This is a genomic window from Salinivibrio sp. VGrn1 (assembly GCF_009377995.1).
Taxonomy (GTDB): Bacteria; Pseudomonadota; Gammaproteobacteria; order Enterobacterales; family Vibrionaceae; genus Salinivibrio; species Salinivibrio siamensis.
This window is the reverse complement of sequence record NZ_SATA01000004.1, coordinates 264,365-285,408: the sequence shown is the minus strand read 5'-3', so window position 1 is coordinate 285,408 and position 21,044 is coordinate 264,365. Positions and strand designations below refer to the sequence as shown.

At 51.9% G+C, this 21,044-nt stretch carries 19 protein-coding genes; 10 read left to right on the top strand and 9 right to left on the bottom strand.

Going from position 1 to position 21,044, the window contains the following annotated elements; all coding sequences use genetic code 11:
• Nucleotides 1-2: 2 nt before the first annotated feature.
• The 8 genes from murD to lpxC all read left to right on the top strand — a co-directional run bounded on the left by murD (nucleotide 3) and on the right by lpxC (nucleotide 9,585).
• A complete protein-coding gene (gene murD, locus EHW56_RS08745; protein WP_152795066.1) occupies nucleotides 3-1,355 on the top strand; it encodes a UDP-N-acetylmuramoyl-L-alanine--D-glutamate ligase in 1,353 nt (450 codons plus the stop codon).
• A complete protein-coding gene (ftsW, locus tag EHW56_RS08740; RefSeq protein WP_046073967.1) occupies nucleotides 1,352-2,557 on the top strand; it encodes a cell division protein FtsW in 1,206 nt (401 codons plus the stop codon). Before murD ends, ftsW begins: the two co-directional genes overlap by 4 nt.
• Complete coding sequence (gene murG, locus EHW56_RS08735) at nucleotides 2,550-3,611, top strand: undecaprenyldiphospho-muramoylpentapeptide beta-N-acetylglucosaminyltransferase (protein WP_152795064.1); 1,062 nt, start codon at nucleotides 2,550-2,552, stop codon at nucleotides 3,609-3,611. The genes ftsW and murG overlap by 8 nt, the downstream gene beginning before the upstream one ends.
• A 10-nt stretch (nucleotides 3,612-3,621) precedes the next feature.
• A complete protein-coding gene (gene murC, locus EHW56_RS08730; RefSeq protein WP_046073969.1) occupies nucleotides 3,622-5,079 on the top strand; it encodes a UDP-N-acetylmuramate--L-alanine ligase in 1,458 nt (485 codons plus the stop codon).
• A gap of 217 nt (nucleotides 5,080-5,296) precedes the next feature.
• Nucleotides 5,297-6,073: a cell division protein FtsQ/DivIB gene (locus tag EHW56_RS08725; RefSeq protein WP_077638557.1), complete on the top strand. Its 777-nt coding sequence runs from the start codon at nucleotides 5,297-5,299 to the stop codon at nucleotides 6,071-6,073.
• An 11-nt stretch (nucleotides 6,074-6,084) separates the two neighbouring features.
• Nucleotides 6,085-7,341, top strand: a complete 1,257-nt coding sequence (gene ftsA / locus EHW56_RS08720; protein ID WP_046073971.1) for a cell division protein FtsA — start codon at nucleotides 6,085-6,087, stop codon at nucleotides 7,339-7,341.
• A 33-nt stretch (nucleotides 7,342-7,374) separates the two neighbouring features.
• Nucleotides 7,375-8,550, top strand: a complete 1,176-nt coding sequence (gene ftsZ, locus EHW56_RS08715; protein WP_046073972.1) for a cell division protein FtsZ — start codon at nucleotides 7,375-7,377, stop codon at nucleotides 8,548-8,550.
• A 117-nt stretch (nucleotides 8,551-8,667) separates the two neighbouring features.
• Nucleotides 8,668-9,585, top strand: a complete 918-nt coding sequence (gene lpxC / locus EHW56_RS08710; protein WP_046073973.1) for a UDP-3-O-acyl-N-acetylglucosamine deacetylase — start codon at nucleotides 8,668-8,670, stop codon at nucleotides 9,583-9,585.
• 105 nt (nucleotides 9,586-9,690) lie between these two features.
• Here lpxC and EHW56_RS08705 read toward each other — a convergent pair whose 3' ends face one another.
• Entirely contained in the window at nucleotides 9,691-10,149 is a 459-nt protein-coding gene (locus EHW56_RS08705) for a DUF721 domain-containing protein (protein ID WP_046073974.1), read from the bottom strand.
• 484 nt (nucleotides 10,150-10,633) lie between these two features.
• Between EHW56_RS08705 and secA the strand changes: the two genes are divergently transcribed.
• Together secA and mutT are read left to right on the top strand one after the other, a co-directional pair.
• Nucleotides 10,634-13,366, top strand: a complete 2,733-nt coding sequence (secA, locus tag EHW56_RS08700) for a preprotein translocase subunit SecA (RefSeq protein ID WP_077606084.1) — start codon at nucleotides 10,634-10,636, stop codon at nucleotides 13,364-13,366.
• A gap of 62 nt (nucleotides 13,367-13,428) precedes the next feature.
• Nucleotides 13,429-13,824 (top strand): 8-oxo-dGTP diphosphatase MutT, encoded by a 396-nt coding sequence (gene mutT, locus EHW56_RS08695; protein WP_077606085.1) that lies wholly within the window; start codon nucleotides 13,429-13,431, stop codon nucleotides 13,822-13,824.
• Between the two features lie 43 nt (nucleotides 13,825-13,867).
• Here mutT and yacG read toward each other — a convergent pair whose 3' ends face one another.
• The 8 genes from yacG to nadC form a co-directional block, all read right to left on the bottom strand.
• On the bottom strand, nucleotides 13,868-14,068 hold the full coding sequence (gene yacG, locus EHW56_RS08690; RefSeq protein ID WP_069363361.1) for a DNA gyrase inhibitor YacG: 201 nt from the start codon (nucleotides 14,066-14,068) through the stop codon (nucleotides 13,868-13,870).
• Between the two features lie 10 nt (nucleotides 14,069-14,078).
• The gene (gene zapD, locus EHW56_RS08685; RefSeq protein ID WP_077667360.1) at nucleotides 14,079-14,819 is read right to left on the bottom strand and encodes a cell division protein ZapD; all 741 of its coding nucleotides are present in this window, start codon (nucleotides 14,817-14,819) and stop codon (nucleotides 14,079-14,081) included.
• Between the two features lie 23 nt (nucleotides 14,820-14,842).
• Nucleotides 14,843-15,457, bottom strand: a complete 615-nt coding sequence (gene coaE, locus EHW56_RS08680; RefSeq protein ID WP_152795062.1) for a dephospho-CoA kinase — start codon at nucleotides 15,455-15,457, stop codon at nucleotides 14,843-14,845.
• Nucleotides 15,457-16,326: an A24 family peptidase gene (locus tag EHW56_RS08675; RefSeq protein ID WP_046073980.1), complete on the bottom strand. Its 870-nt coding sequence runs from the start codon at nucleotides 16,324-16,326 to the stop codon at nucleotides 15,457-15,459. The genes coaE and EHW56_RS08675 overlap by 1 nt, the downstream gene beginning before the upstream one ends.
• Before the next feature lie 64 nt (nucleotides 16,327-16,390).
• Nucleotides 16,391-17,605, bottom strand: coding sequence for a type II secretion system F family protein (locus tag EHW56_RS08670; protein WP_046073981.1), 1,215 nt, complete (start codon nucleotides 17,603-17,605; stop codon nucleotides 16,391-16,393).
• A 9-nt stretch (nucleotides 17,606-17,614) separates the two neighbouring features.
• Nucleotides 17,615-19,339 (bottom strand): type IV-A pilus assembly ATPase PilB, encoded by a 1,725-nt coding sequence (gene pilB, locus EHW56_RS08665; protein WP_370517144.1) that lies wholly within the window; start codon nucleotides 19,337-19,339, stop codon nucleotides 17,615-17,617.
• On the bottom strand, nucleotides 19,305-19,742 hold the full coding sequence (locus tag EHW56_RS15620; protein ID WP_152795060.1) for a prepilin-type N-terminal cleavage/methylation domain-containing protein: 438 nt from the start codon (nucleotides 19,740-19,742) through the stop codon (nucleotides 19,305-19,307). The genes pilB and EHW56_RS15620 overlap by 35 nt, the downstream gene beginning before the upstream one ends.
• Before the next feature lie 246 nt (nucleotides 19,743-19,988).
• Nucleotides 19,989-20,894 carry a carboxylating nicotinate-nucleotide diphosphorylase gene (gene nadC, locus EHW56_RS08655; protein ID WP_152799530.1) on the bottom strand — a complete coding sequence of 302 codons (906 nt, stop codon included), beginning with the start codon at nucleotides 20,892-20,894 and terminating at the stop codon, nucleotides 19,989-19,991.
• Nucleotides 20,895-21,044 lie beyond the last annotated feature (150 nt).

The window sequence follows — 21,044 nt, the reverse complement described above, 5'->3', positions numbered from 1 at the left end:
TCATGCCAGCCGCGAACCAGCGTTCATTGACCGAGTTTCATCATATCGTGGTGATGGGCTTGGGTGTGACCGGATTGTCAGTGGTGCGCTTTATTGCCCGCCATCATCCCAAGGCATGCATTCGCGTGATGGACTCTCGCACGCAGCCTCCGGGGCAAGACCAACTGCCGGATAACGTCGAGTTGCACACAGGCAGCTGGCAACCCACGTGGTTAGCGGACGCCGACTTGGTGGTCACTAACCCTGGAATATCGCTGCAGACACCCGCCTTGCTGCCAGTCCATGCAGCGGGCACCCCTGTTGTGGGGGATATTGAGTTGTTTGCTTGGTATTGCGACCAGCCTGTGGTGGCGATCACCGGCTCCAACGGCAAAAGTACCGTCACGGCGCTAGTGGGCGAAATGGCTCGAGCGGCAGGTATGAATGTTGGCGTCGGCGGCAATATTGGTGTGGCGGCGTTAGACTTGCTCGACCGTGGTCACGAGCTGTATGTGTTGGAGCTGTCGAGCTTTCAACTCGAAACCACCGACTCTTTGTTTCTAGATGGCGCGGCCTTTTTGAATTTCTCAGAAGATCACATGGATAGATACGACAGCTTGGCCGATTATCGTGCCGCCAAGTGCCGTATTTTCACCCATGCGACTACCCTGATTGCCAATGCCGATGATCCGCAAACGCACGATGATCTGCAAACGAACAGCGCCTCCTCCATGCGTCTGTTTGGTTTCCACCAAGGCGATTATTGCCTTATCAGCCACCAAGGTGAAGCTTGGTTAGCGGCACACGGCCAGCCACTGCTTCCCGTCTCTTCGCTGGGGCTGGTGGGCCGTCATAACGTGGCGAATGGGCTGGCGGCCATGGCGCTGGCTGACAGTGTCGGCATCAGCCAACAAGGACAAAAAGCAGCACTCAGTACGTACGCTGGCCTCCCGCACCGTTGTCAAAAAGTCGCCGAGCATCAGGGCGTGCTATGGGTCAATGATTCAAAAGCCACCAATGTGGCCAGTACCCTGGCGGCGCTTGATGGTTTGGATCTCGACGGGCGGTTACACCTTTTGGTGGGTGGCGATGGTAAAGGCGCCGACTTTCGCGCTTTACAACCGGCGTTGGCGAAACTCTCGGTATCGCTTTATTGCTTTGGCAAGGATAAAGCCCAGTTAGCACAGCTCGATAAGCAGGCGCACTGTGTCGATACTCTGCAACAAGCGATGACGGCCGCTGCTAATCAAGTGACAGCCGGTGATATGGTGTTGTTATCGCCCGCCTGCTCGAGTCTGGATCAATTTGCTAATTTTGCTGCCCGTGGTGACGCTTTTATCGCGGGCGTAGAATCGATGATTGCGAGGCAGACATGACCGTGCGCAGACTTCCTCAATACTGCTGGCAGTGGCTTCGGACGCCGTCTCCTGGCGTGTTATACGATCGCCAGTTAGTGTGGACGTCGTTGCTGTTGATGGTCATCGGGTTAGTCATGGTGACGTCGGCATCTTTGCCTGTGGGGCTTAGGCTGGCGGATGCGCCTTTTTTGTTTGCCAAGCGTCATGCTTTTTATCTGACCGTCGCCATCGTCGCCGCAGTGGTAGTGATGTACATTCCCGTGCATTGGTGGCAGCGCTATAGCGGCTACATGTTATTGCTCTCGTCGCTATTGTTACTGGCGGTGCTTGCTGTGGGTCGGTCTGTCAATGGTGCCGCGCGCTGGATCTCTGTGGCTGGGATCAATATTCAGCCTGCGGAGATCGCCAAGTTATCCTTGTTTGTCTTTTTAGCCGGTTATCTGGTGCGTCGTCATGGTGAGGTGCGTGAGCATTTCCGCGGCTTTGCCAAACCGCTGGCTGTCTTGTTGCTGTTTGCGAGCTTGCTGTTGGCACAACCAGATTTAGGCTCGGTGGTGGTGATGTTTGTCACCACTGTGGGCATGTTGTTTATTGCAGGGGCCAAGCTGTGGCAGTTTATTGCGCTGCTGATCACCGGGTTGACCTTGGTAGGCGGCTTGATTGTCGCTGAGCCTTACCGAGTGCGCCGTGTCACTGCCTTTTTAGACCCATGGCAAGACCCGTTTGGCAGTGGTTATCAGCTAACCCAGTCTTTGATGGCATTTGGTCGCGGAGATTGGTTTGGACAAGGGCTCGGTAACTCCATCCAAAAACTGGAATATCTGCCAGAAGCCCATACTGATTTCGTGTTTGCGGTGATTGCCGAAGAGCTTGGTTTGGTGGGCGTCAGCGTCATTTTGTGTTTGATTTTTTACTTGGTGTTTAAAGCCTTGTTTATTGGTAAGCGTTGCCTCGAGCAAAACCAACTATTTGGTGGCTTTCTTGCCTTCGGGATTGGGATCTGGTTTGCGTTCCAAACCATGGTCAATGTGGGGGCTGCTGCTGGTATGCTCCCCACTAAAGGCTTGACCTTGCCGTTGATCAGTTACGGGGGCTCCAGCTTGGTGATCATGGCGGTGGCCGTGGCGCTGTTATTGCGCATTGATCATGAGTATCGCTTAGCCACATCGCAAGCACATCAAAGAAACCCTTATCAAGATAAAGACCCTAACAATGCGTAAAAAACGATTATTAGTGATGGCAGGTGGCACCGGTGGGCATGTTTTTCCGGGGCTCGCCGTCGCCAAGTATTTAGAGAAACAAGGCTGGGACGTTTGTTGGTTGGGCACCGCGGATCGCATGGAGGCCGATTTGGTGCCTAAATATGGCATCGAGATCGCATTTATTCGCGTTAAAGGCTTGATTGGTTCAGGGCTGATGCGCAAGCTACGAGCCCCTTGGATGATTGTCAGTGCGATTTGGCAAGCGCGACAAGTCATTAAACGGGTTAAACCGGATGCTGTGTTAGGCATGGGCGGTTATGTGAGTGGCCCAGGTGGCATTGCGGCGTGGTTAAGCGGTGTGCCCGTTATCTTACATGAACAAAATGCGGTCGCGGGGTTAACCAACCGCTGGTTGGCGAAGGTCGCCAAACAGGTGTTACAAGCGTTTCCTGGCGCATTCGATGGCAAGACAGTGGTGGGTAATCCGGTGCGCCGAGATGTGTGTGATATTCCGGCGCCTGAACACCGTTTGAATGAACGAGCAGGGCCGTTGCGGATTTTGGTGATGGGAGGCAGCCAAGGGGCGCGTATTCTTAACCAAACAGTCCCCGAGGCGGTCGCGCTCACCGAGCAAGCGGTGACGGTTCGCCACCAAGCAGGCAAGCATAACGCCGACCTGACACGGGATGCTTATCAGCAAACCGGTGTTAGCGATGTGGTTGTCAGCGAATTTATTGACGATGTTGCCGAGGCCTATGCGTGGGCCGATGTAGTGATTTGCCGCAGCGGGGCATTGACGGTTTCTGAGCTGGCGGCGGCTGGCGTTGGGGCGATTTTCGTCCCCTTTATGCATGCCGATAGGCAACAAGCACTTAACGGTGATTATTTAGTCGCCCGCGGTGCGGCTTTAATGATTGAACAGCCATCACTGACAGCAAGCACATTGGCTGAGACAATCAACCAGCTTGACCGTCCGCGCTTGTTAGCGATGGCGACGGCAGCGCGAGAGGCGGCCATTATTGATGCAGATGCCCGTGTCGCGGACGTCATCGTCACGCACGCCAACAAATAGAGAATAGAGAATGGGTAAATTGGATAATCAGCAGCTGGAAAAAATTCGCACCATGATCCCGGAAATGCGCCGGGTTAAGCGGATCCACTTTGTGGGGATCGGCGGTGCAGGCATGTGTGGTATTGCTGAAGTGCTGATTAATGAAGGTTACCAAATAACCGGCTCGGATCTTGCACAGAATATCGTCACAGAGCGATTGGCATCCATGGGGGCGCAGATTTTTATCGGTCATCAAGCCAGCCATATTGAACAAGCCAGTGTCGTGGTGGTATCGACGGCCATCAAGCCGGACAACCCGGAGGTGGAAGCGGCAAAGGCGGCGCGTATACCTGTGGTGCGCCGGGCGGAAATGCTTGCCGAGTTAATGCGCTACCGGCACGGAATTGCCGTTGCCGGTACACACGGCAAAACCACCACCACCGCGATGGTCACACAAATTTTCTCTGAGGCAGGGTTAGATCCCACTTTCGTCAATGGAGGGCTGGTAAAAAGTGCAGGCACCAATGCGCGGTTAGGTAGCAGTCGCTATTTGATTGCCGAAGCAGATGAAAGTGATGCTTCCTTTTTACACTTGCAGCCAATGGTCGCCATTGTCACCAACATAGAAGCGGACCACATGGACACTTATGGTGGTAGCTTCGCGAAGTTGCAGCAGACGTTTATCGACTTTCTCCATAATCTGCCCTTTTACGGATTGGCGGTGGTGTGCATTGATGATCCGGTCGTTCGTGAGCTGATCCCGTCGATTGGACGGCAAGTGATCACTTACGGGTTCTCGCAAGATGCCGATGTATGTTTACATGATTACCAACAGCATGGGCAGTGTGGCGTGTTTAAAGTCACACGCCCTCACCGCGAGACACTGACGATTCGTTTAAATACGCCAGGCCAGCACAATGCGCTCAACGCGGCAGCGGCGATTGCTGTCGCCACAGAAGATGGTGTCGACGATGAGGCTATTTTACGTGCTTTAGCCAATTTTGCGGGTACAGGGCGGCGTTTTGACCAACTCGGTGAGTTTGCCGTGGAGGATGGCACCGCCTTGCTGGTGGATGATTATGGTCATCACCCCAGTGAAGTGGACGTGACCATCAAAGCGGCACGCGCTGGCTGGCAAGACCATCGTTTAGTGATGATTTTTCAGCCACACCGTTACAGCCGTACGCGCGATCTTTATGATGACTTTGCCAATGTGTTGGAAAAAGTGGATGTTTTGCTGATGCTGGATGTGTACTCAGCGGGTGAAACGCCGATTGCGGGGGCTGACGGTAGAAGCTTGTGTCGTAGCATTCGCGCGCGCGGGAAGCTGGATCCTATTTTTGTGCCTAATGCTGAGGCATTACCCCCGGCGTTAGCCAACGTGCTGCAACCTAATGACTTGGTTTTAACACAAGGCGCGGGTGATATTGGTAAAGTAGCAAAAAATTTAGCGGCAAAGCAGCTAGACAAGGCTAAAATGGCGCAATAAAAAGTAGCTGGCGAGATAAAAATAGCGGTCAACATCGGTTGTTGCGAGAATAAACATCGGTTTTTATCGTCTTTGTGGGAAAATGACGCGCAATCGATCCCAGCTTATTGATGAAAGTGCATCTCTAGGTTGGAGAGCGTCACGCGGGATCGCTATAATCAGTCGGTTTTTTCGCTGTGAGTGTCAAGTCGCATCGACACAAGGCGATAAGATAGGTATGAGCATGGTCAATGCCCTGACACGCGTACAAGCAGTGATAAAACTGGATCGGCAAACAGGCGCTTCACTCGCGTTCCTGGTTGGGGTGATCACCCTGATGTTGCTAGGGATCGTCCGTGTGATTGATTGGATGAGTGATGAGCAGCAGCTCCCCTTGTCACAACTGGTGATGGAAGGTGACCAAACACATGTCAGTGTTGATCAAGTTCGCCAAGCCGTGTTGTCAGGCGGCGAGCTAAAAAGCTTTATGCTGCAGGATGTAAATCGCATCCAAGCGAACATTGAGGCGCTCCCATGGGTGAAACAGGTCGCGGTAAGAAAGCAGTGGCCCGACACCTTAAAGGTACATATTACTGAATACCGGGCGAGCGCGATTTGGAATGGGCAAAAGTTGCTGACGCCAGACGGGACGGTATTCAATGGCGCCCCGCAAGATGTCGCCGATAAAAAGCTGGTGTCGCTACACGGCAATACCGGCACGTCGGAAGAAGTATTGCATACGAGTCGAGAACTCGAACGTAAATTACAGCGAATTGGCTTATCGATTCAGGCGTTATCACTCAATAAACGGCGCTCATGGCGTATCGTGACACGAGATGGCGTACGGATTGAGTTAGGGCGAAAGGCGCGACAAGAAAGGCTAGCGCGATTGGTCCGTTTATATCCGCGGATAAAGGCACAAGACAAAGCCATTGCGTATGTCGATTTACGTTATGACACCGGGGCTGCGGTAGGCTGGAAAACAGAGGCAGACGACGCGAATCGCCAAAATTAAGAGATGGTTGAATGAATAAAACGACAGACAAGTCACTGATAGTTGGGCTCGATATAGGGACGTCCAAAGTGTCTACCCTGGTCAGTGAAGTGCTGCCAGATGGCACGATCAACGTGCTGGGTGTGGGCAGTAGTCCCTCTCGCGGCATGGATAAAGGTGGCGTTAACGACTTAGAGTCTGTGGTTAAATCTGTTCAGCGTGCGGTGAATGAAGCCGAGATGATGGCAGATTGCCAAATCAGCTCTGTCTATCTTTCTTTGTCAGGGAAGCATATTCACTGCCAAACTGAGAGAGGGATGGGGACAATATCGGATGAAGATGTTACCCAAGACGACATAGACAATGTGATTCATACCGCGAAGTCGGTCAAAATCAGTGATGAGCAGCGCGTGCTGCATGTGATCCCACAAGAATACAAAATTGATTATCAAGAAGGGATCAAAAATCCGCTCGGGTTATCCGGGGTGAGGATGGAAGCGAGTGTGCACCTCATCACATGTCACAATGACACCGCAAAAAATATTGAGAAAGCAGTCGAACGTTGTGGTCTTAGCGTTGATCAACTGATTTTCTCCGGGCTTTCAGCAAGTCATGCCGTGATCACACCGGATGAGCGAGAGCTAGGTGTCTGTGTCGTCGATATCGGCGGCGGCACCATGGATCTTGCCGTGTGGACAGGAGGTGCCCTCCGCCATGCCGAAGTGATCCCCTATGCGGGCAATGTGATTACCAGTGATATTGCCTATGCCTTTGGCACACCACTGGCCGATGCAGAAGACATTAAAGTGAAATATGGCTGTGCATTGAGTGAGTTGGTGAACAAGGATGCCAAAGTGAATGTCCCAAGTGTGGGAGGACGCCCATCAAGGACATTGCAGCGACAAACCTTGTCAGAGGTGATTGAGCCGCGTTGCTCAGAGCTTTTGGGTCTGGTGAACCAAAAGCTGGTCGCTATCCAAGAAAAGCTGCGTAGCGATGGTGTTAAACATCAAATGGCAGCGGGAATTGTGCTCACTGGGGGCGCATCACAAATGCATGGCTTGGTGGAATGTGCAGAACGCGTATTCCAAAACCAAGTAAGAGTGGGGCAACCTGTGAATGTCACCGGATTGACCGACTATGTGCAAGCGCCTTGTTATGCAACCGCGGTTGGGCTTTTACACTACGGCAAAGAGAGCTTGCTGACAGAAACGAGTGAACCAGAACAAAAGCGGGCTGTGGCTAGCTGGATAAACAAGCTGAGTAGCTGGTTTAAGAAAGAATTTTAACCCTGATGCGAACAGGAAGGACGGAGAGAACTCATGTTTGAACCGATGATGGAAATGTCTGACGATGCGGTGATTAAGGTCGTCGGCATTGGCGGTGGCGGTGGTAACGCCGTTGAGCATATGGTGCGTGAGTCAATCGAAGGGGTTGACTTTATTAGCATTAACACGGATGCCCAAGCACTACGTAAAAGCAGCGTAGGCACGGTCATTCAAATTGGTGGTGATATCACTAAAGGCCTAGGTGCGGGGGCTAACCCACAAGTAGGTCGAGATTCTGCCCTTGAAGATCGCGATGCGATTAAAGCTGAGCTCGAAGGTGCCGATATGGTATTTATCGCAGCCGGAATGGGCGGTGGTACAGGAACCGGCGGAGCCCCCATTATTGCGGAAATCGCGAAAGAAATGGGAATCCTGACCGTTGCTGTGGTCACTAAACCATTCAGCTTTGAGGGTAAAAAGCGACTCGCTTTTGCAGAGCAAGGTATCGAAGAGCTGTCAAAACATGTTGACTCGCTGATTACGATCCCGAACGAAAAACTGCTTAAAGTGCTAGGTCGTGGGATTACATTGCTCGATGCCTTTGCCAAAGCAAACGACGTGCTACGCAACGCCGTGCAAGGGATCGCCGAGTTAATCACGCGCCCAGGTCACATCAACGTCGACTTTGCGGATGTCCGCACTGTGATGTCAGAGATGGGACACGCGATGATGGGTAGCGGCGTGGCAACCGGCGAAGATCGCGCGGAAGAGGCAGCAGAAATGGCCATTTCTAGCCCGCTTCTTGAAGACATCGACTTAGCCGGTGCGCGCGGTGTGCTGGTGAATATTACCGCAGGCTTTGATATGCGTCTTGATGAATTTGAGACCGTGGGTAACACCGTCAAAGCGTTTGCATCAGACAATGCGACTGTGGTGATTGGGACATCGATGGACCCAGAGATGAGCGACGAGCTGCGTGTGACTGTCGTGGCCACCGGAATTGGTAATGAGCGTAAGCCAGATATCACCTTGGTGACCAACTCACAGTCTGGGCAAGCACAGGCAGAGCCGAAAAAGGCACAGCCTTTGCAAGAGAAACCTCAGGCGGCAAGTGCAAACCCTGCGGCGAAAGAGCAGCCTGCTGCATCGTCTTCGAATGCAGCACCAAAATCGCAGACCGAGCATGATTATCTCGATATTCCTGCGTTTTTGCGTAAACAAGCTGACTAATCGCAATTGCTTGGTTTGTAGCCAGTGATGTGCTACCATCACGCTCCCCTTGTCTAAGGTGACAGGGTAATGAGTGACACAGAGCACACTTTTTTGAGAAAAAGTTGAGATAAGCCGATGATTAGACAGCGAACATTGAAAAGTATGGTCCAAACGACTGGTGTGGGTCTCCACTCTGGGCGTAAGGTTACGCTTACTCTGCGTCCGGCTCCTGCCAATACCGGTGTGATTTACCGTCGCACAGACATGGAGCCACCGGTCGATTTTCCGGCTAACCCTGAGGATGTGCGCGACACCATGTTGTGCACCGCCTTAGTCAATGACGCGGGTGTTCGCATCTCAACCGTTGAGCATCTCAGTGCAGCAATTGCAGGCATGGGGATCGATAACATTATTATCGAAGTGGACGCGCCAGAAATTCCAATTATGGATGGCAGTTCAAGCCCGTTCATCTTTTTGCTGCAGTCTGCGGGTATCGACGTCCAAAACGCGCCAAAACGGTTCATTCGCATTAAAAAGCCTGTTCGCATTGAAGACGATGACAAATGGGCGGAGTTGCTGCCGTATAACGGCTTCCGTCTTGATTTTGCTATCGAATTCGACCACCCCGCGATTGAATCTGAGCAACAAAACCTGGTACTAGACTTTTCAAGCCAGTCTTTTATTAAAGACTTGAGCCGGGCTCGTACCTTCGGTTTTATGCGTGACATCGAGTACCTGCAGTCACAAAATTTGTGTCTGGGCGGCAGCTTTGACTGTGCCATCGTGCTGGACGATTATCGTATCTTGAATGAAGAAGGCCTGCGCTTTGACAACGAACTCGTCAAGCATAAGGTGTTGGACGCTATCGGTGACCTTTACATGTGTGGCCACAGTATCCTCGGTGAGATGCGCGCGTACAAATCGGGCCATGCACTGAACAACAAACTGTTGCGCGCGGTCTTGGCCGATCAAGAAGCTTGGGAGTGGGTCACGTTTGAAGAAACCGACACCTCACCGGTCGCATTTGCTGAGCCGGGGATGGTCTTGGCCTAAGCCCTGTCTGATGCGGTAGGCGGTTGCACGGTAACAGCGCAATGCACCATACTGAGGCAGAATAAACCGCTAATACCCAGAGATTGATAGATAAAAAGCCAGAGCTCACTCTGGCTTTTTTTGATCCTCGGCGAGTTTGGCCAACGCCTCGAACCGTGCTTTTAGTTTGGGAGAGGCATTGTCACCTAGTGCACGCAGTAACTCACCCGAGGCTTGACTAAGGTGGCGGGACGGCGCGGTTTCTTTGTCTTCTCGATCGGCGGCGGCGAGTGCCGGGTTAATTTTCACTTCAATGGTTGTTAGGCTTGCCAGCCCTTTTTGACGTAATACCGACAATAAATGTTGTCGTTCGTAGTTCAGTCGCATCGCCCAGGCGGCGCTACCGGCTTCTACCACCAATACGCCATCACGATAATTGGCGACGCGGCAAGCTTTTGATGTCTCACCGGGTAACAAGGCTAAGATCAGCTTGTTTAGCTTGGCGAGCTCAACCGCTCGCTGAGCAATATTATTGGGGTCGCTCTCCAACAGATGGAGGGTAGAGCGGGGACGGTGGTCTCTCATCGCGCAATAACTGCCTTTTTTGTCATCAATTCGGCGCCTGAACGGGCGCACAGCGTCTAATTTTCGCTAATTGATCCCTTGAGTATTGGATTTGTCATAGGATGTGAAAGTAATTTACCTTATCATACATGCTCCACCTCGGCATGTAGCCTACCGGGTTGATATATCGGTATGTCCTGAGGTGATCACCGTAGAGTGAAAAAACCATTCACAGGTAAGTGTCGCATGGGTAAGGCGATGGCGGCGTATTTTTTCCGTGCCATCTACCACATTTACATTCAGTCACGTGGAAATCGTTGTGAAGTGGCGTCATCGCCCTTGAATTCTGTCCGATTTGGCTCCACTTAAGGTAGATGCGTTTTGGCATCTTGTGTTGAATCGATGAGCTTAAGCCAACCCGCGTTTGAACTGAAACACGCCAGCATAGAGGCAGTGTAGCGGCCGCCCATGTGGGAAAACCATTAAAAAGAGTACCGGCAACGCCATGTTATCGAAAGTCCTGACTAAAGTTATCGGAAGCCGTAATGACCGCACCTTGCGTCGGCTGAGAAAAGTTGTTGATGAAATCAACAAACTCGAACCCCAATTTGAAGCATTGAATGATGATGCGCTGAAAGCGAAAACCGTTGAATTCCGCGAGCGCCTTGATCAAGGTGCCGAGCTTGATGACCTCCTTCCTGAAGCCTTTGCCACTGTACGAGAAGCCTCTAAGCGTGTATTTGGCCTGCGCCACTTTGACGTGCAAATGGTCGGCGGTATCGTACTCCACAATGGTCAGATTGCGGAAATGCGCACCGGTGAAGGTAAAACCCTGACCGCGACGCTACCTTCTTATTTGAACGCCCTGACCGGAAAAGCGGTTCACATTGTGACGGTGAATGATTATTTGGCGGAACGTGATGCCGAAACCAACCGTCCGTTGTTTGAGTTTTTAGGAATGACGGTGGGCGTCAATGTCCCCAACATGCCGCCGGAGGCGAAAAAAGCCGCTTATGCGTGTGATGTACTTTACGGTACCAATAACGAGTTCGGCTTTGACTATTTGCGTGACAACATGGCGTTTCGAGCAGAAGACCGTGTGCAACGCGATCGCTATTTCTCGATTGTCGATGAGGTTGACTCGATCCTCATTGATGAGGCGCGTACGCCTCTGATTATTTCTGGGCCAGCAGAAGACAGCTCGGAGATGTATCAGCGTATCAATGCCTTGATCCCAAGCCTGAAACAGCAAGAGCAAGAAGATACCGAAGACTATCAAGGTGATGGCCACTTCACGGTCGATGAAAAAGCCAAGCAAGTGTACATGACCGAAAATGGTCAAGAGTTTGTCGAAGACTTGCTCAAGAAAAACGGCTTGATGGAAGACGGCGATACGCTGTACTCACCGGCAAATATCAGCCTGATTCATCATATTAATGCCGCATTACGCGCGCACGTCTTGTTTGAGCGCGACGTTGATTACATCGTTAAAGACGATGAAGTCATCATCGTGGATGAGCACACTGGGCGTACCATGCCGGGACGTCGTTGGTCAGAAGGCTTACACCAGGCGGTGGAAGCCAAAGAAGGGGTGAAAATTCAAAACGAGAACCAAACGCTGGCCTCGATCACCTTCCAAAACTTCTTCCGTTTGTATGACAAACTCTCAGGCATGACAGGGACCGCGGACACCGAGGCGTTCGAATTCCAGTCTATCTATGGCCTAGACACCGTGGTTATCCCGACTAACCGCCCAATGGTGCGTAAAGATCACGCCGATCAGGTCTACATGACCGAAAAAGAAAAGTTTGCCGCTATTGCGGAAGACATCAAAACACGTGCCAAAGCCGGTCAACCGGTATTGGTCGGAACGGTATCGATTGAAAAATCTGAATTGTTATCGAATGCCTTGAAAAAAGATGGTATCAAGCACCAAGTGCTCAACGCCAAATTCCACGCCCATGAAGCCGATATTGTTGAGCAAGCCGGTTACCCAGGCACGGTAACGATCGCCACTAACATGGCCGGTCGCGGTACCGATATCGTGTTGGGTGGTAGCTGGAAACAAGTGCTGGGTGATGTTGAAAACCCGACCGATGCGCAAGTAGAAGCGGCGAAAGAAAAATGGCAGCAGCTTCATGACCAGGTCGTTGAAGCGGGTGGCCTGCATATCATTGGTACTGAGCGTCATGAATCTCGTCGTATCGATAACCAGCTGCGTGGTCGTGCTGGTCGTCAAGGTGACCCAGGCTCAACCCGTTTCTATTTGTCGATGGAAGATTCTTTGATGCGGATCTTCGCCTCAGAAAAAGTCTCTAACATGATGAAACGATTAGGGATGGCCGAAGGCGAAGCCATTGAGCACCCATGGGTCAATAAAGCCATTGAAAACGCACAACGAAAAGTAGAAGGGCGTAACTTTGACATCCGTAAGCAACTGCTCGAGTTTGATGATGTCGCCAACGATCAGCGCAAAGTGGTGTACGAGCTGCGTGACGCGTTACTGGTGTCAGAAGATATCAGCGAAATGATCGAGCACAACCGCGAGGATGTGGTTAATAACATTGTGAACCAGTACATTCCGCCACAATCGCTAGAAGAAATGTGGGATATTGCTGGCCTTGAAAAGCGCCTTAAAGCGGATTTTGATCTCGAATTGCCGATTCAGCAATGGCTAGATGAAGACGACAAGCTGTATGAAGAGTTGTTGCGCGAGCGCATTCTGACGGCCTTGATCGAGGTTTATAAAGGCAAAGAAGAGGCGGTAGGGGCAGAAACCCTGCGTAACTTTGAAAAAGCAGTGATGCTGCAAACCTTGGATACGCTTTGGAAAGAGCACCTCGCGGCGATGGATCACCTCCGTCAAGGTATTCACTTACGTGGCTATGCGCAGAAGAACCCGAAACAAGAGTACAAGCGCGAATCGTTTGAGCTGTTTGAGGGCATGCTAGAAGCGCTGAAAACCGATGTGGTGACAACGCTTAGCCGAGTGCGTGTTCAGCAGCCGGATGACGTTGAGCGTATGGAAGCCGAGCGCAAAGCGCGCGCAGAGCAGGCCGCGCAAAAGCAGCAAGTTAACCATGCGCAAGCTGATAACCAGTTTGATGATAGCGACAGCGCCGAACAAGGTGGCAGCGGCAACGAAACCGTGGTGCGTGATGGACGTAAAGTTGGTCGTAATGAGCCTTGTCCTTGTGGATCAGGGAAGAAATTTAAGCAATGTCACGGTAGAATCTAAGCCCTGACCATGCATTATCAAAAAGGCCGTTTATCGGCCTTTTTTTATTATCAGGAGAGACCATGAAACGGGTAAGTATTGCCGCTGGCATTATTGTTAATCCGACACAAGACAAAGTCTTTATCACTCGCCGCCATGCTCACGCGCATCAAGGGGGAAAGTGGGAATTTCCTGGCGGAAAAATTGAGGGGAGTGAAACCCCGCAACGGGCACTGCTGCGTGAATTAAACGAAGAAGTCGGGATTACAGCAAAAGCGGTCAGCCCCTTTATATCGTTGGACTTTGACTTTCCCGACAAAGCATTAAGTTTGGATTTTTTCTTGGTCTGTGACTTTGAGGGCGAGCCGCAAGGCTGTGAGGGGCAGGAGGGTATTTGGGCACCGATTGCCGAATTGGATAACTATCCGTTTCCCGAGGCCAACGATGCGGTATTAGAAAAAATTCGCGCTCGGTTCTGAGCGCGAGAGAGGCGTTGGAGAAAAGTGAACAGGGGCAGAGCGTTTACTCGTGCTGCCCTTCTGACCAGAGATCATCATCAGAAAGGTCAGGGGCCCCGGGGATGGCTTTTTCTTCACTGGCCCATTCTCCCAAATCAATCAACTGACAGCGTTTACTGCAAAATGGACGATGTGGGCTGACCTCTCCCCAAACCACAGGCTGTTGGCATGTTGGGCATTTGACAACGGTAGGGGCATCACTCACGTGGATCTCCTTAACAAACACTGATATGAACAGACATATTGTCGGCGACCTCGTGATCGTCGTCAAATGGCATAAAGCGGATCGCGAAGCGGTTTTTGTGCCCAGACACTAACGGGTAAACCCCAAGATCAGGGGATATCTTAAGCCGAATTAAGCAGGCTCCATCCGCCTCTTGCTGGTAAAAGCCTTGTTGGACGTTGGCGGTTCCCCCGTGTGCGCTTTCACGCGTGAGCTGCAGCCAGAACGCCAAAGCGTGGCGTAATGGTGCTAGGGTTTCCATCCAGGCCTGAATCGCACTTTGTCGTGCGGCAAGCGGTTGATGGAGCCAGTAATGGAAATTGGGTAGATCAAAGCTACAGCTCCCCCCTGGAATCGAAAAGCGCTGCTTGATGCTGGTTAAAAAGCGATCTTCTTTTAACGCTTGGCCGAAGCGTTTGGCTTGCAATACCGCGCGTTGGTGTGCGGCGAGTTGATCGAGTAGCTGGTTGAGCTGTGTCTGATCGACTTGGGGGACGTCAGCCCAGGCTTTGAGTTTTTTCTTGAGTTTGTCCAAATCCTTGGCGAGATCCGCTTTCACTTGCACCTGCTCTAAAATCTCCTGTAGGTCAAACAGGCTGCGGAAAAATTGAATATGGTGGCAGGGCGCAGAAAGCCCGCTCACTTCGTCCAGTTGAGAGAGCAGGTACTCCAGGCGCAAGTAAATTCGCACCTGTTCATTGAGTGGGTGTTCATACAAAGTGAGGCTGGTCATAAGCGTTTAGCTGTCCTGTCCGACTATGGGTCGACGTTTGCCTGGGTTGCCAAGGTTAAATACGTGTGATGTAAGGCATCAACTTGCCGATCAAGTTCCGCTTCGGTTTGCGTATTATCGATCACATCATCGGCGACGGCGAGGCGTTGTGAGCGACTGGCTTGTGCGGCCAAAATCGCGTGAACTTGTTGTTCGCTCACGTGATCACGCGCGAGCGTGCGCGCGATTTGTGTTTGCTCGTCAACATCGACGACCAACACCCGTTGCGCCAATGACGTCAGGTTATTCTCTACTAACAAGGGCACCACAAGCAAACAATACGCTGAACTGGCCTGCGCACAGGCTTGGATCATGCGTTGGCGGATCATGGGATGAAGCAGGTTATCGAGCCATTGCTTGTCGTCTGGATGACTAAACACTCGCTCACGAAGCCAGGCACGATCTAGGCTGCCATCTGGGGTTAATGCCGGCGTGCCAAAACGCGCGACAATCGCGGCCAGACCATCACTACCGGGAGCAACCACCTCACGGGCGATCACATCGGCATCAATAATATCAATGCCCTTGGCGGCAAAACGGTTGGCAACCGTGCTTTTACCACTGCCAATCCCTCCGGTTAACCCGATCACAACGGCCATTAGCGTACTCCTAGAATTTGTGAAAGGTACCAGTGTAACAGGCTGTCGCCCCAAAGCAGACTTAGCCAGCCTGCGACAGCAATAAAGGGGCCAAAGGCAAACGCGTGTTGCAGACTTTTTTGTTGTTGGCGCAGTAATAGTGCCCCGACGATGGCGCCACTCAGTGAGGCGAGTAAAATCAGTAGCGGTAAGGCTTGCCAACCGACCCAAGCGCCCAGTGCCGCAAACAGTTTAAAATCACCATAGCCCATGCCTTCTTTGCCAGTGGTCAGCTTGAATGCCCAAAAGAGGCTCCATAGGCTGAGGTAGCCTGTCATGGCGCCGATGACACTGTCTGTGAGTGAGACAGGGCTGATCCCCAAGAGTGCGAGAGCGATCCCAGCCCAAAGGAGTGGCAGGGTAAGCTGATCGGGCAGCAACAGGGTTTCCCAATCAATGAGGGTCAGCGCCAGCAAAGTGAGGCTGGCCGCCATCACCGCGACGGCCCACGCCGGTGAGGAAATAAGCCATGCCGGTAACACACAGACAATAGCACTGGTGACCTCGACCAGTGGGTAGCGCGGACTAATCATCGTGCCACACTGACGGCAGCGGCCTTTTAACATCAGCCAACTGAGCAAAGGAATATTATCGTACCACGCAATCGGCTGCTGACAATCTGGGCAGTGTGAGGCGGGAAGACACAAATCAAAGCGCTGCGCGTTAGGGGCGTCAATATTAGCATCGGGAAACGTGGCCAAGCATTCTTGCCGCCAACGCCGCGCCATCATGATTGGCACGCGCGCGATGACCACATTTAAAAAGCTACCGACAATCAGACCAAATAAGCCAGCAAAAAAAATGAATAACGGTGATGAGAATATCAACATGGTACCTTCTGGGCATGAACCTTGTGCGCATCATAGCGCCTTGTCGCGAGAGACTCTATCTTGGCTAGCCAAGAACAGACATCAGATTAAAAATGGGTAGATACATGGCCACCACTAAGCCGCCAATTAATAGCCCTAGCACTAAAATTAACAGGGGCTCAATGATTTTACCGAGATTGTCCACGGTGTTGTCGACCTCGGCTTCATAGATTTGTGCGATGCGATTGAGCATATCATCGAGCGATCCCGACTCTTCGCCAATCATTACCATTTGCGTCACCATCACAGGGAAGCTATTACTGTCGCGCAAGGCTTGGTAAAGCGGAATACCAGTGGCCGTGTGCTGATGCACGGCGTTAAGCGCGTGAACATAATACGCGTTGGTCATGGATTTCGTCGCGGCTTGCAAGCCAGAGAGTAACGGAATACCGGCACTAAAGGTGGTGGCTAAGGTGCGAGAAAATTTGGCAATGCAGGCTTTGCCAATCACTTCACCAATGACGGGGAATTTGAGCAGCCAGCGGTCATAGTGATATCGGTAGGTCGCGTTTTTACGCTGCAGTAATTGATGCGCAGCGGCAAGGCCCGCTACGACAACAGTCATGGTTAAGGCGTGCTGACTGACGATATCAGACAAGGCGAGCACTTGTTGGGTGAGCCAAGGCAGTTCTGCCCCGAAGGAGTCAAAAATATGTTTAAACTTCGGGATCACGAATACCAGCAGGTAGGCACTGACGCCTAATGCCACGCTGACCACGATGCTGGGATAGATCATGGCTTTGATGACTTTACTGCGAAGCAACGCCTGCTTTTCACGGTATAGAGTCAGGCGAGCAAAGATCTCCGGCAGTTGCCCGGTTTGCTCGCCCGTTGCGACTAAATCGCAATAAAAGCGATCAAACAAGGGACTTGCGTGCGCCAACGCATCACTCAAATTGGTACCCGCCTCCAGTTGCTGGCGGATATGACGCACCAGTAAGCGCATTTCGGCTTTGACCTGATTGAGCGCGATGAGGTTGAGGGCTTGCACGATAGGGATCCCAGACTCAAGCAAGGTGGTGAGATCGCGGGAAAATTGGGTGATATCTGCTGCTTTGGCTTTATGACGACGCTGCTGAAAGCTCGATAGTCGGCGGCGAATAAGGCGGCTGGGGACAATAGATTGGTTGGCTAGCTCTTGGCGTGCATCTCGCTCGGTATAGGCGAATACTTGCCCTTGTTTTTCGCCGCTTGCGGCGGCTTGGCGCCAATGAAAGATAAACAGGGTGGGTTTGGCCATGACGACTCCTTAGGCAAGTTGAATAACGCGGGTAAGTTCTTGAATACTGGTGCTCCCTTGGTTGAGTTTGGCAACGCCAGAGTCGGCCAACCGCCACATGCCTTCTTCGGTAGCCAGTTGGGTCAGTTCAATGGCACTGGCATTGCGGTAAATGGCGTCAGCAATGGCTTCGGTCACGGGAAGCACCTCGTATACCCCTGTGCGGCCTTGATAGCCCTGATAGCACTGATAACAGCCGTGGGGGTTAGCCTGGTACAGAGTACTTGGGGTTAGAGACGGATAGAGGTTAGCCAAGAACTGAAGGCGAGGATCACCAGACGGATGCGGTTGTTTGCAAATAGGGCATAAACGGCGTACTAAACGCTGGGCCACTACCAAGCTCAGAGAGCTAGCAAGATTGTAGGGCGCAATGCCCATATGGGCTAAACGGGTGATGCTCTCGGCCGCTGAATTGGTATGCAGGGTTGATAACACCAGGTGACCGGTTTGCGCGGCCTTGATCCCGATTTCAGCGGTGTCGAGATCGCGAATTTCCCCCACCATCACCACATCGGGATCTTGACGCAAAAAGGCACGGAGTGCGGTGGCAAAATCTAAACCAATGGCCGTGTTGACGTTGACTTGGTTGACGCCTTCTAGCTGGATCTCAACCGGATCTTCGATGGTGGCAATATTACGCTCGGGCTGATTGAGATACTTTAACCCACTGTACAAAGAGACGGTTTTGCCGCTTCCGGTTGGGCCGGTAAACAAAATCATGCCTTGCGGTCTATCCAGTGCCTCTTGATAGTGCCGGCGCTGCCACTCGGTTAAGCCTAAATCATGCAGCGTCAGTTGCTGCTGGCCGTTATTCAACAAGCGCACCACCACCTTCTCTCCCCACACGGTCGGTAAGGTGGAGACGCGCATATCGACGGTGTGATCGGCAGTAAGGGTCAGCTTGATGCGTCCGTCTTGTGGTAAGCGTCGCTCGGCAATATTAAGTTGGGCTAAGATTTTGAGTCGAGTCGACAGCCGCCGCGAGACCCCCGCAGGAGGATGAGCATAGGTGTGCAATAAACCGTCCTGGCGAAAGCGAATTTGGTAGTGCTGCTCAAAGGGCTCAAAGTGCACGTCGGAGGCGTTTTTACGCACTGCATCCACCAAGATCTGCTGAATGTAGCGACTGATCGGCGCCTGATCGCTTTGTAGCTCGGTGCTGTCTTCTTGCGGGCTATCGGTGACGGTCAGGGCGACTAAGTCCTGATCGCTGATAGTCATGCCATCGTGGGTGCCATCGATATCTTCGCCGTACAAGTGACGCAGCGCGGCATCCAAATCCGGCTGACTGAGCACTACCAAACGAACATTGAGCCCAGTAGAAAAGCGAAAGTCGGCGACCGCCTCTGTGTTATCTGGGTCACTGACGCCGAGCAGTAGCTCTTGGCCTTGCTGAGCAAGCGGCAGCACTTGATGACGCTGAATCAAATCGCGCCTATCTAGGGCATAGCAGGTGTCTTTAAACGGATACTGATGGCTCTCCACGAACGGAAGGTGATGCTGACTCGCGAGGGTGTGGGCGAGCGCGGTGGGGTCAACGCCTGCATCGAGTAAATGCGCGAGGCTGAGCGACACATTGTCGCCAATGCCCAACGTATGGCGCTGGGCATCACTCAACAAACCAGATTGATATAACGGAGCGGTTGGGATCATTGGCTGCTTATGCTTTTTTACATCCTTTAATATCACCATCATCGAAAGTTTCTTTCGTTGTGTATTTACATACCCAAGCAAGCTTGTTTTTCTCAAAGGTAATTTCTGTTCCGTTAATCGAGCTATTATTATTAAACGAGACTTTCAGCTCAGTCCCTTTATCATCTTCGCCTTCTTTAGGGCCCGAGACCTTGACTGTTGCCAGCTCGCCTAGGTTCTTAGCGTCACCCAAGGCTTTTTTAAATTTATTCAATGAATCGCCACTATTTTCATCCAAATAAAGATCTAACCGTGTAAGGAGAGCACGGCCTGATGCTAACCCTGAGTTAAATTCAGCAATTTTCTGTTTATTAACATAAGCGGGAACGGCGATAGCCGATAGCGCTGCGATAATGCCGACGACGATCAGTAACTCAATCAAGCTAAACCCTTGTTGCTTTTTCATCCTATATTTCTCCTCTCAATGATGGTCGGCCGCCAACGCGGTGGCCGCGAGTGCAGCGACTTTACGCTGGTGTGTGACGCAAAAAAGAGGGCGAATATGAGTTTGAGAGTGAAGGGTAAAAGCCGGATGTAATGGTGTTTTTTTCTACTGTAGTATTCGACGGACAACAAATTTTTTGTCACGAAAGCGCGATAAAAAAGGCCGCCAATCGTGGGCGGCCTGGTCGAATCTGAGCGAGCGTACGTATTATTGAAAACGCATGGATAAATCGAGTGCGGTCACGTGCTTGGTGAGTGCGCCGACAGAAATATAATCCACCCCGGTGGCGGCGTATGTTGCCAACGTCTCTAGGGTGACATTGCCCGAGACTTCCAGCGCAACGCGATTTTGGTTTAACGCCACCGCTTCACGCATCATCGGCACACTAAAGTTATCCAGCATGACAATATCGGCGCCTGCGTTAATCGCTTGTTGCAGCTCATCCAGGGTTTCGGTTTCTACTTCTACCGGTTTATCAGGATTAAGTCGGCGCGCCGCTTTGACGGCGTTCTCTATCCCGCCACAGGCGAGAATATGATTCTCTTTGATCAAATAAGCATCAAACACACCAATACGATGGTTATGGCCACCACCGCAGGCAACAGCGTATTTGAGGGCACTGCGCAGTCCCGGAATGGTCTTACGCGTGTCGAGCAATTTGGTGTGGGTGCCGTTGAGCGCTGCCACATAGGTTGCGACCTTACTTGCACACCCAGAGAGGGTTTGAATAAAGTTCATCGCATTGCGTTCACCGGTCAACAAGACACGCGAGGGTCCCTGTAAGGTACACAGCGATTGGTTGGCGGTGATGGCGTCGCCGTCCTCGACATGCCACGTCAAGGTGACTTCGCCACCGAGCTGATGAAACACTTCATCCGCAAAGGCACGGCCACAGAAAACGCCATCTTCTCGGGTGATCAATGTGGCTGTGGATACTGAGTCTGCCGGAATGAGGCTGGCGGTTATGTCTTTACTGGCGTCGATCTCGCCACCCAAATCTTCTCGCAGTGCGTCGGTCACCGCGCGGATCACGTCGGCGCTGAGGTGAGAGGTGAGATAGGCCAGGCGGCGCTCGCTGTCATGGACAGCATGAAAAGGGGTCGATGTCATCATGGCTTACCGCGGTCATCAAAAAGTGGTCGAATGATAACGCTGGTGATAACGAAATGCAGCTTTTCTCTCTCGTTTCCCCGTATTCGTCTATCTTTTTATTCATATTCTGTCTTTTAACTTGTCTACACTTTAAGCAGGAACAGTCAAAGA

Excerpts from the sequence above, each read along its gene's own strand:
- lpxC (WP_046073973.1), top strand. The coding sequence starts at position 8,668 with ATGATTAGACAGCGAACATTGAAAAGTATGGTCCAAACGACTGGTGTG.
- EHW56_RS08705 (WP_046073974.1), bottom strand. The coding sequence starts at position 10,149 with ATGAGAGACCACCGTCCCCGCTCTACCCTCCATCTGTTGGAGAGCGAC.
- EHW56_RS08675 (WP_046073980.1), bottom strand. The coding sequence starts at position 16,326 with ATGTTGATATTCTCATCACCGTTATTCATTTTTTTTGCTGGCTTATTT.
- pilB (WP_370517144.1), bottom strand. The coding sequence starts at position 19,339 with ATGATGGTGATATTAAAGGATGTAAAAAAGCATAAGCAGCCAATGATC.
- ftsW (WP_046073967.1), top strand. The coding sequence starts at position 1,352 with ATGACCGTGCGCAGACTTCCTCAATACTGCTGGCAGTGGCTTCGGACG.
- EHW56_RS15620 (WP_152795060.1), bottom strand. The coding sequence starts at position 19,742 with ATGAAAAAGCAACAAGGGTTTAGCTTGATTGAGTTACTGATCGTCGTC.
- secA (WP_077606084.1), top strand. The coding sequence starts at position 10,634 with ATGTTATCGAAAGTCCTGACTAAAGTTATCGGAAGCCGTAATGACCGC.
- murD (WP_152795066.1), top strand. The coding sequence starts at position 3 with ATGCCAGCCGCGAACCAGCGTTCATTGACCGAGTTTCATCATATCGTG.
- nadC (WP_152799530.1), bottom strand. The coding sequence starts at position 20,894 with ATGATGACATCGACCCCTTTTCATGCTGTCCATGACAGCGAGCGCCGC.
- ftsA (WP_046073971.1), top strand. The coding sequence starts at position 6,085 with ATGAATAAAACGACAGACAAGTCACTGATAGTTGGGCTCGATATAGGG.
- EHW56_RS08725 (WP_077638557.1), top strand. The coding sequence starts at position 5,297 with ATGAGCATGGTCAATGCCCTGACACGCGTACAAGCAGTGATAAAACTG.
- EHW56_RS08670 (WP_046073981.1), bottom strand. The coding sequence starts at position 17,605 with ATGGCCAAACCCACCCTGTTTATCTTTCATTGGCGCCAAGCCGCCGCA.
- murC (WP_046073969.1), top strand. The coding sequence starts at position 3,622 with ATGGGTAAATTGGATAATCAGCAGCTGGAAAAAATTCGCACCATGATC.
- ftsZ (WP_046073972.1), top strand. The coding sequence starts at position 7,375 with ATGTTTGAACCGATGATGGAAATGTCTGACGATGCGGTGATTAAGGTC.
- murG (WP_152795064.1), top strand. The coding sequence starts at position 2,550 with ATGCGTAAAAAACGATTATTAGTGATGGCAGGTGGCACCGGTGGGCAT.
- mutT (WP_077606085.1), top strand. The coding sequence starts at position 13,429 with ATGAAACGGGTAAGTATTGCCGCTGGCATTATTGTTAATCCGACACAA.
- coaE (WP_152795062.1), bottom strand. The coding sequence starts at position 15,457 with ATGGCCGTTGTGATCGGGTTAACCGGAGGGATTGGCAGTGGTAAAAGC.
- zapD (WP_077667360.1), bottom strand. The coding sequence starts at position 14,819 with ATGACCAGCCTCACTTTGTATGAACACCCACTCAATGAACAGGTGCGA.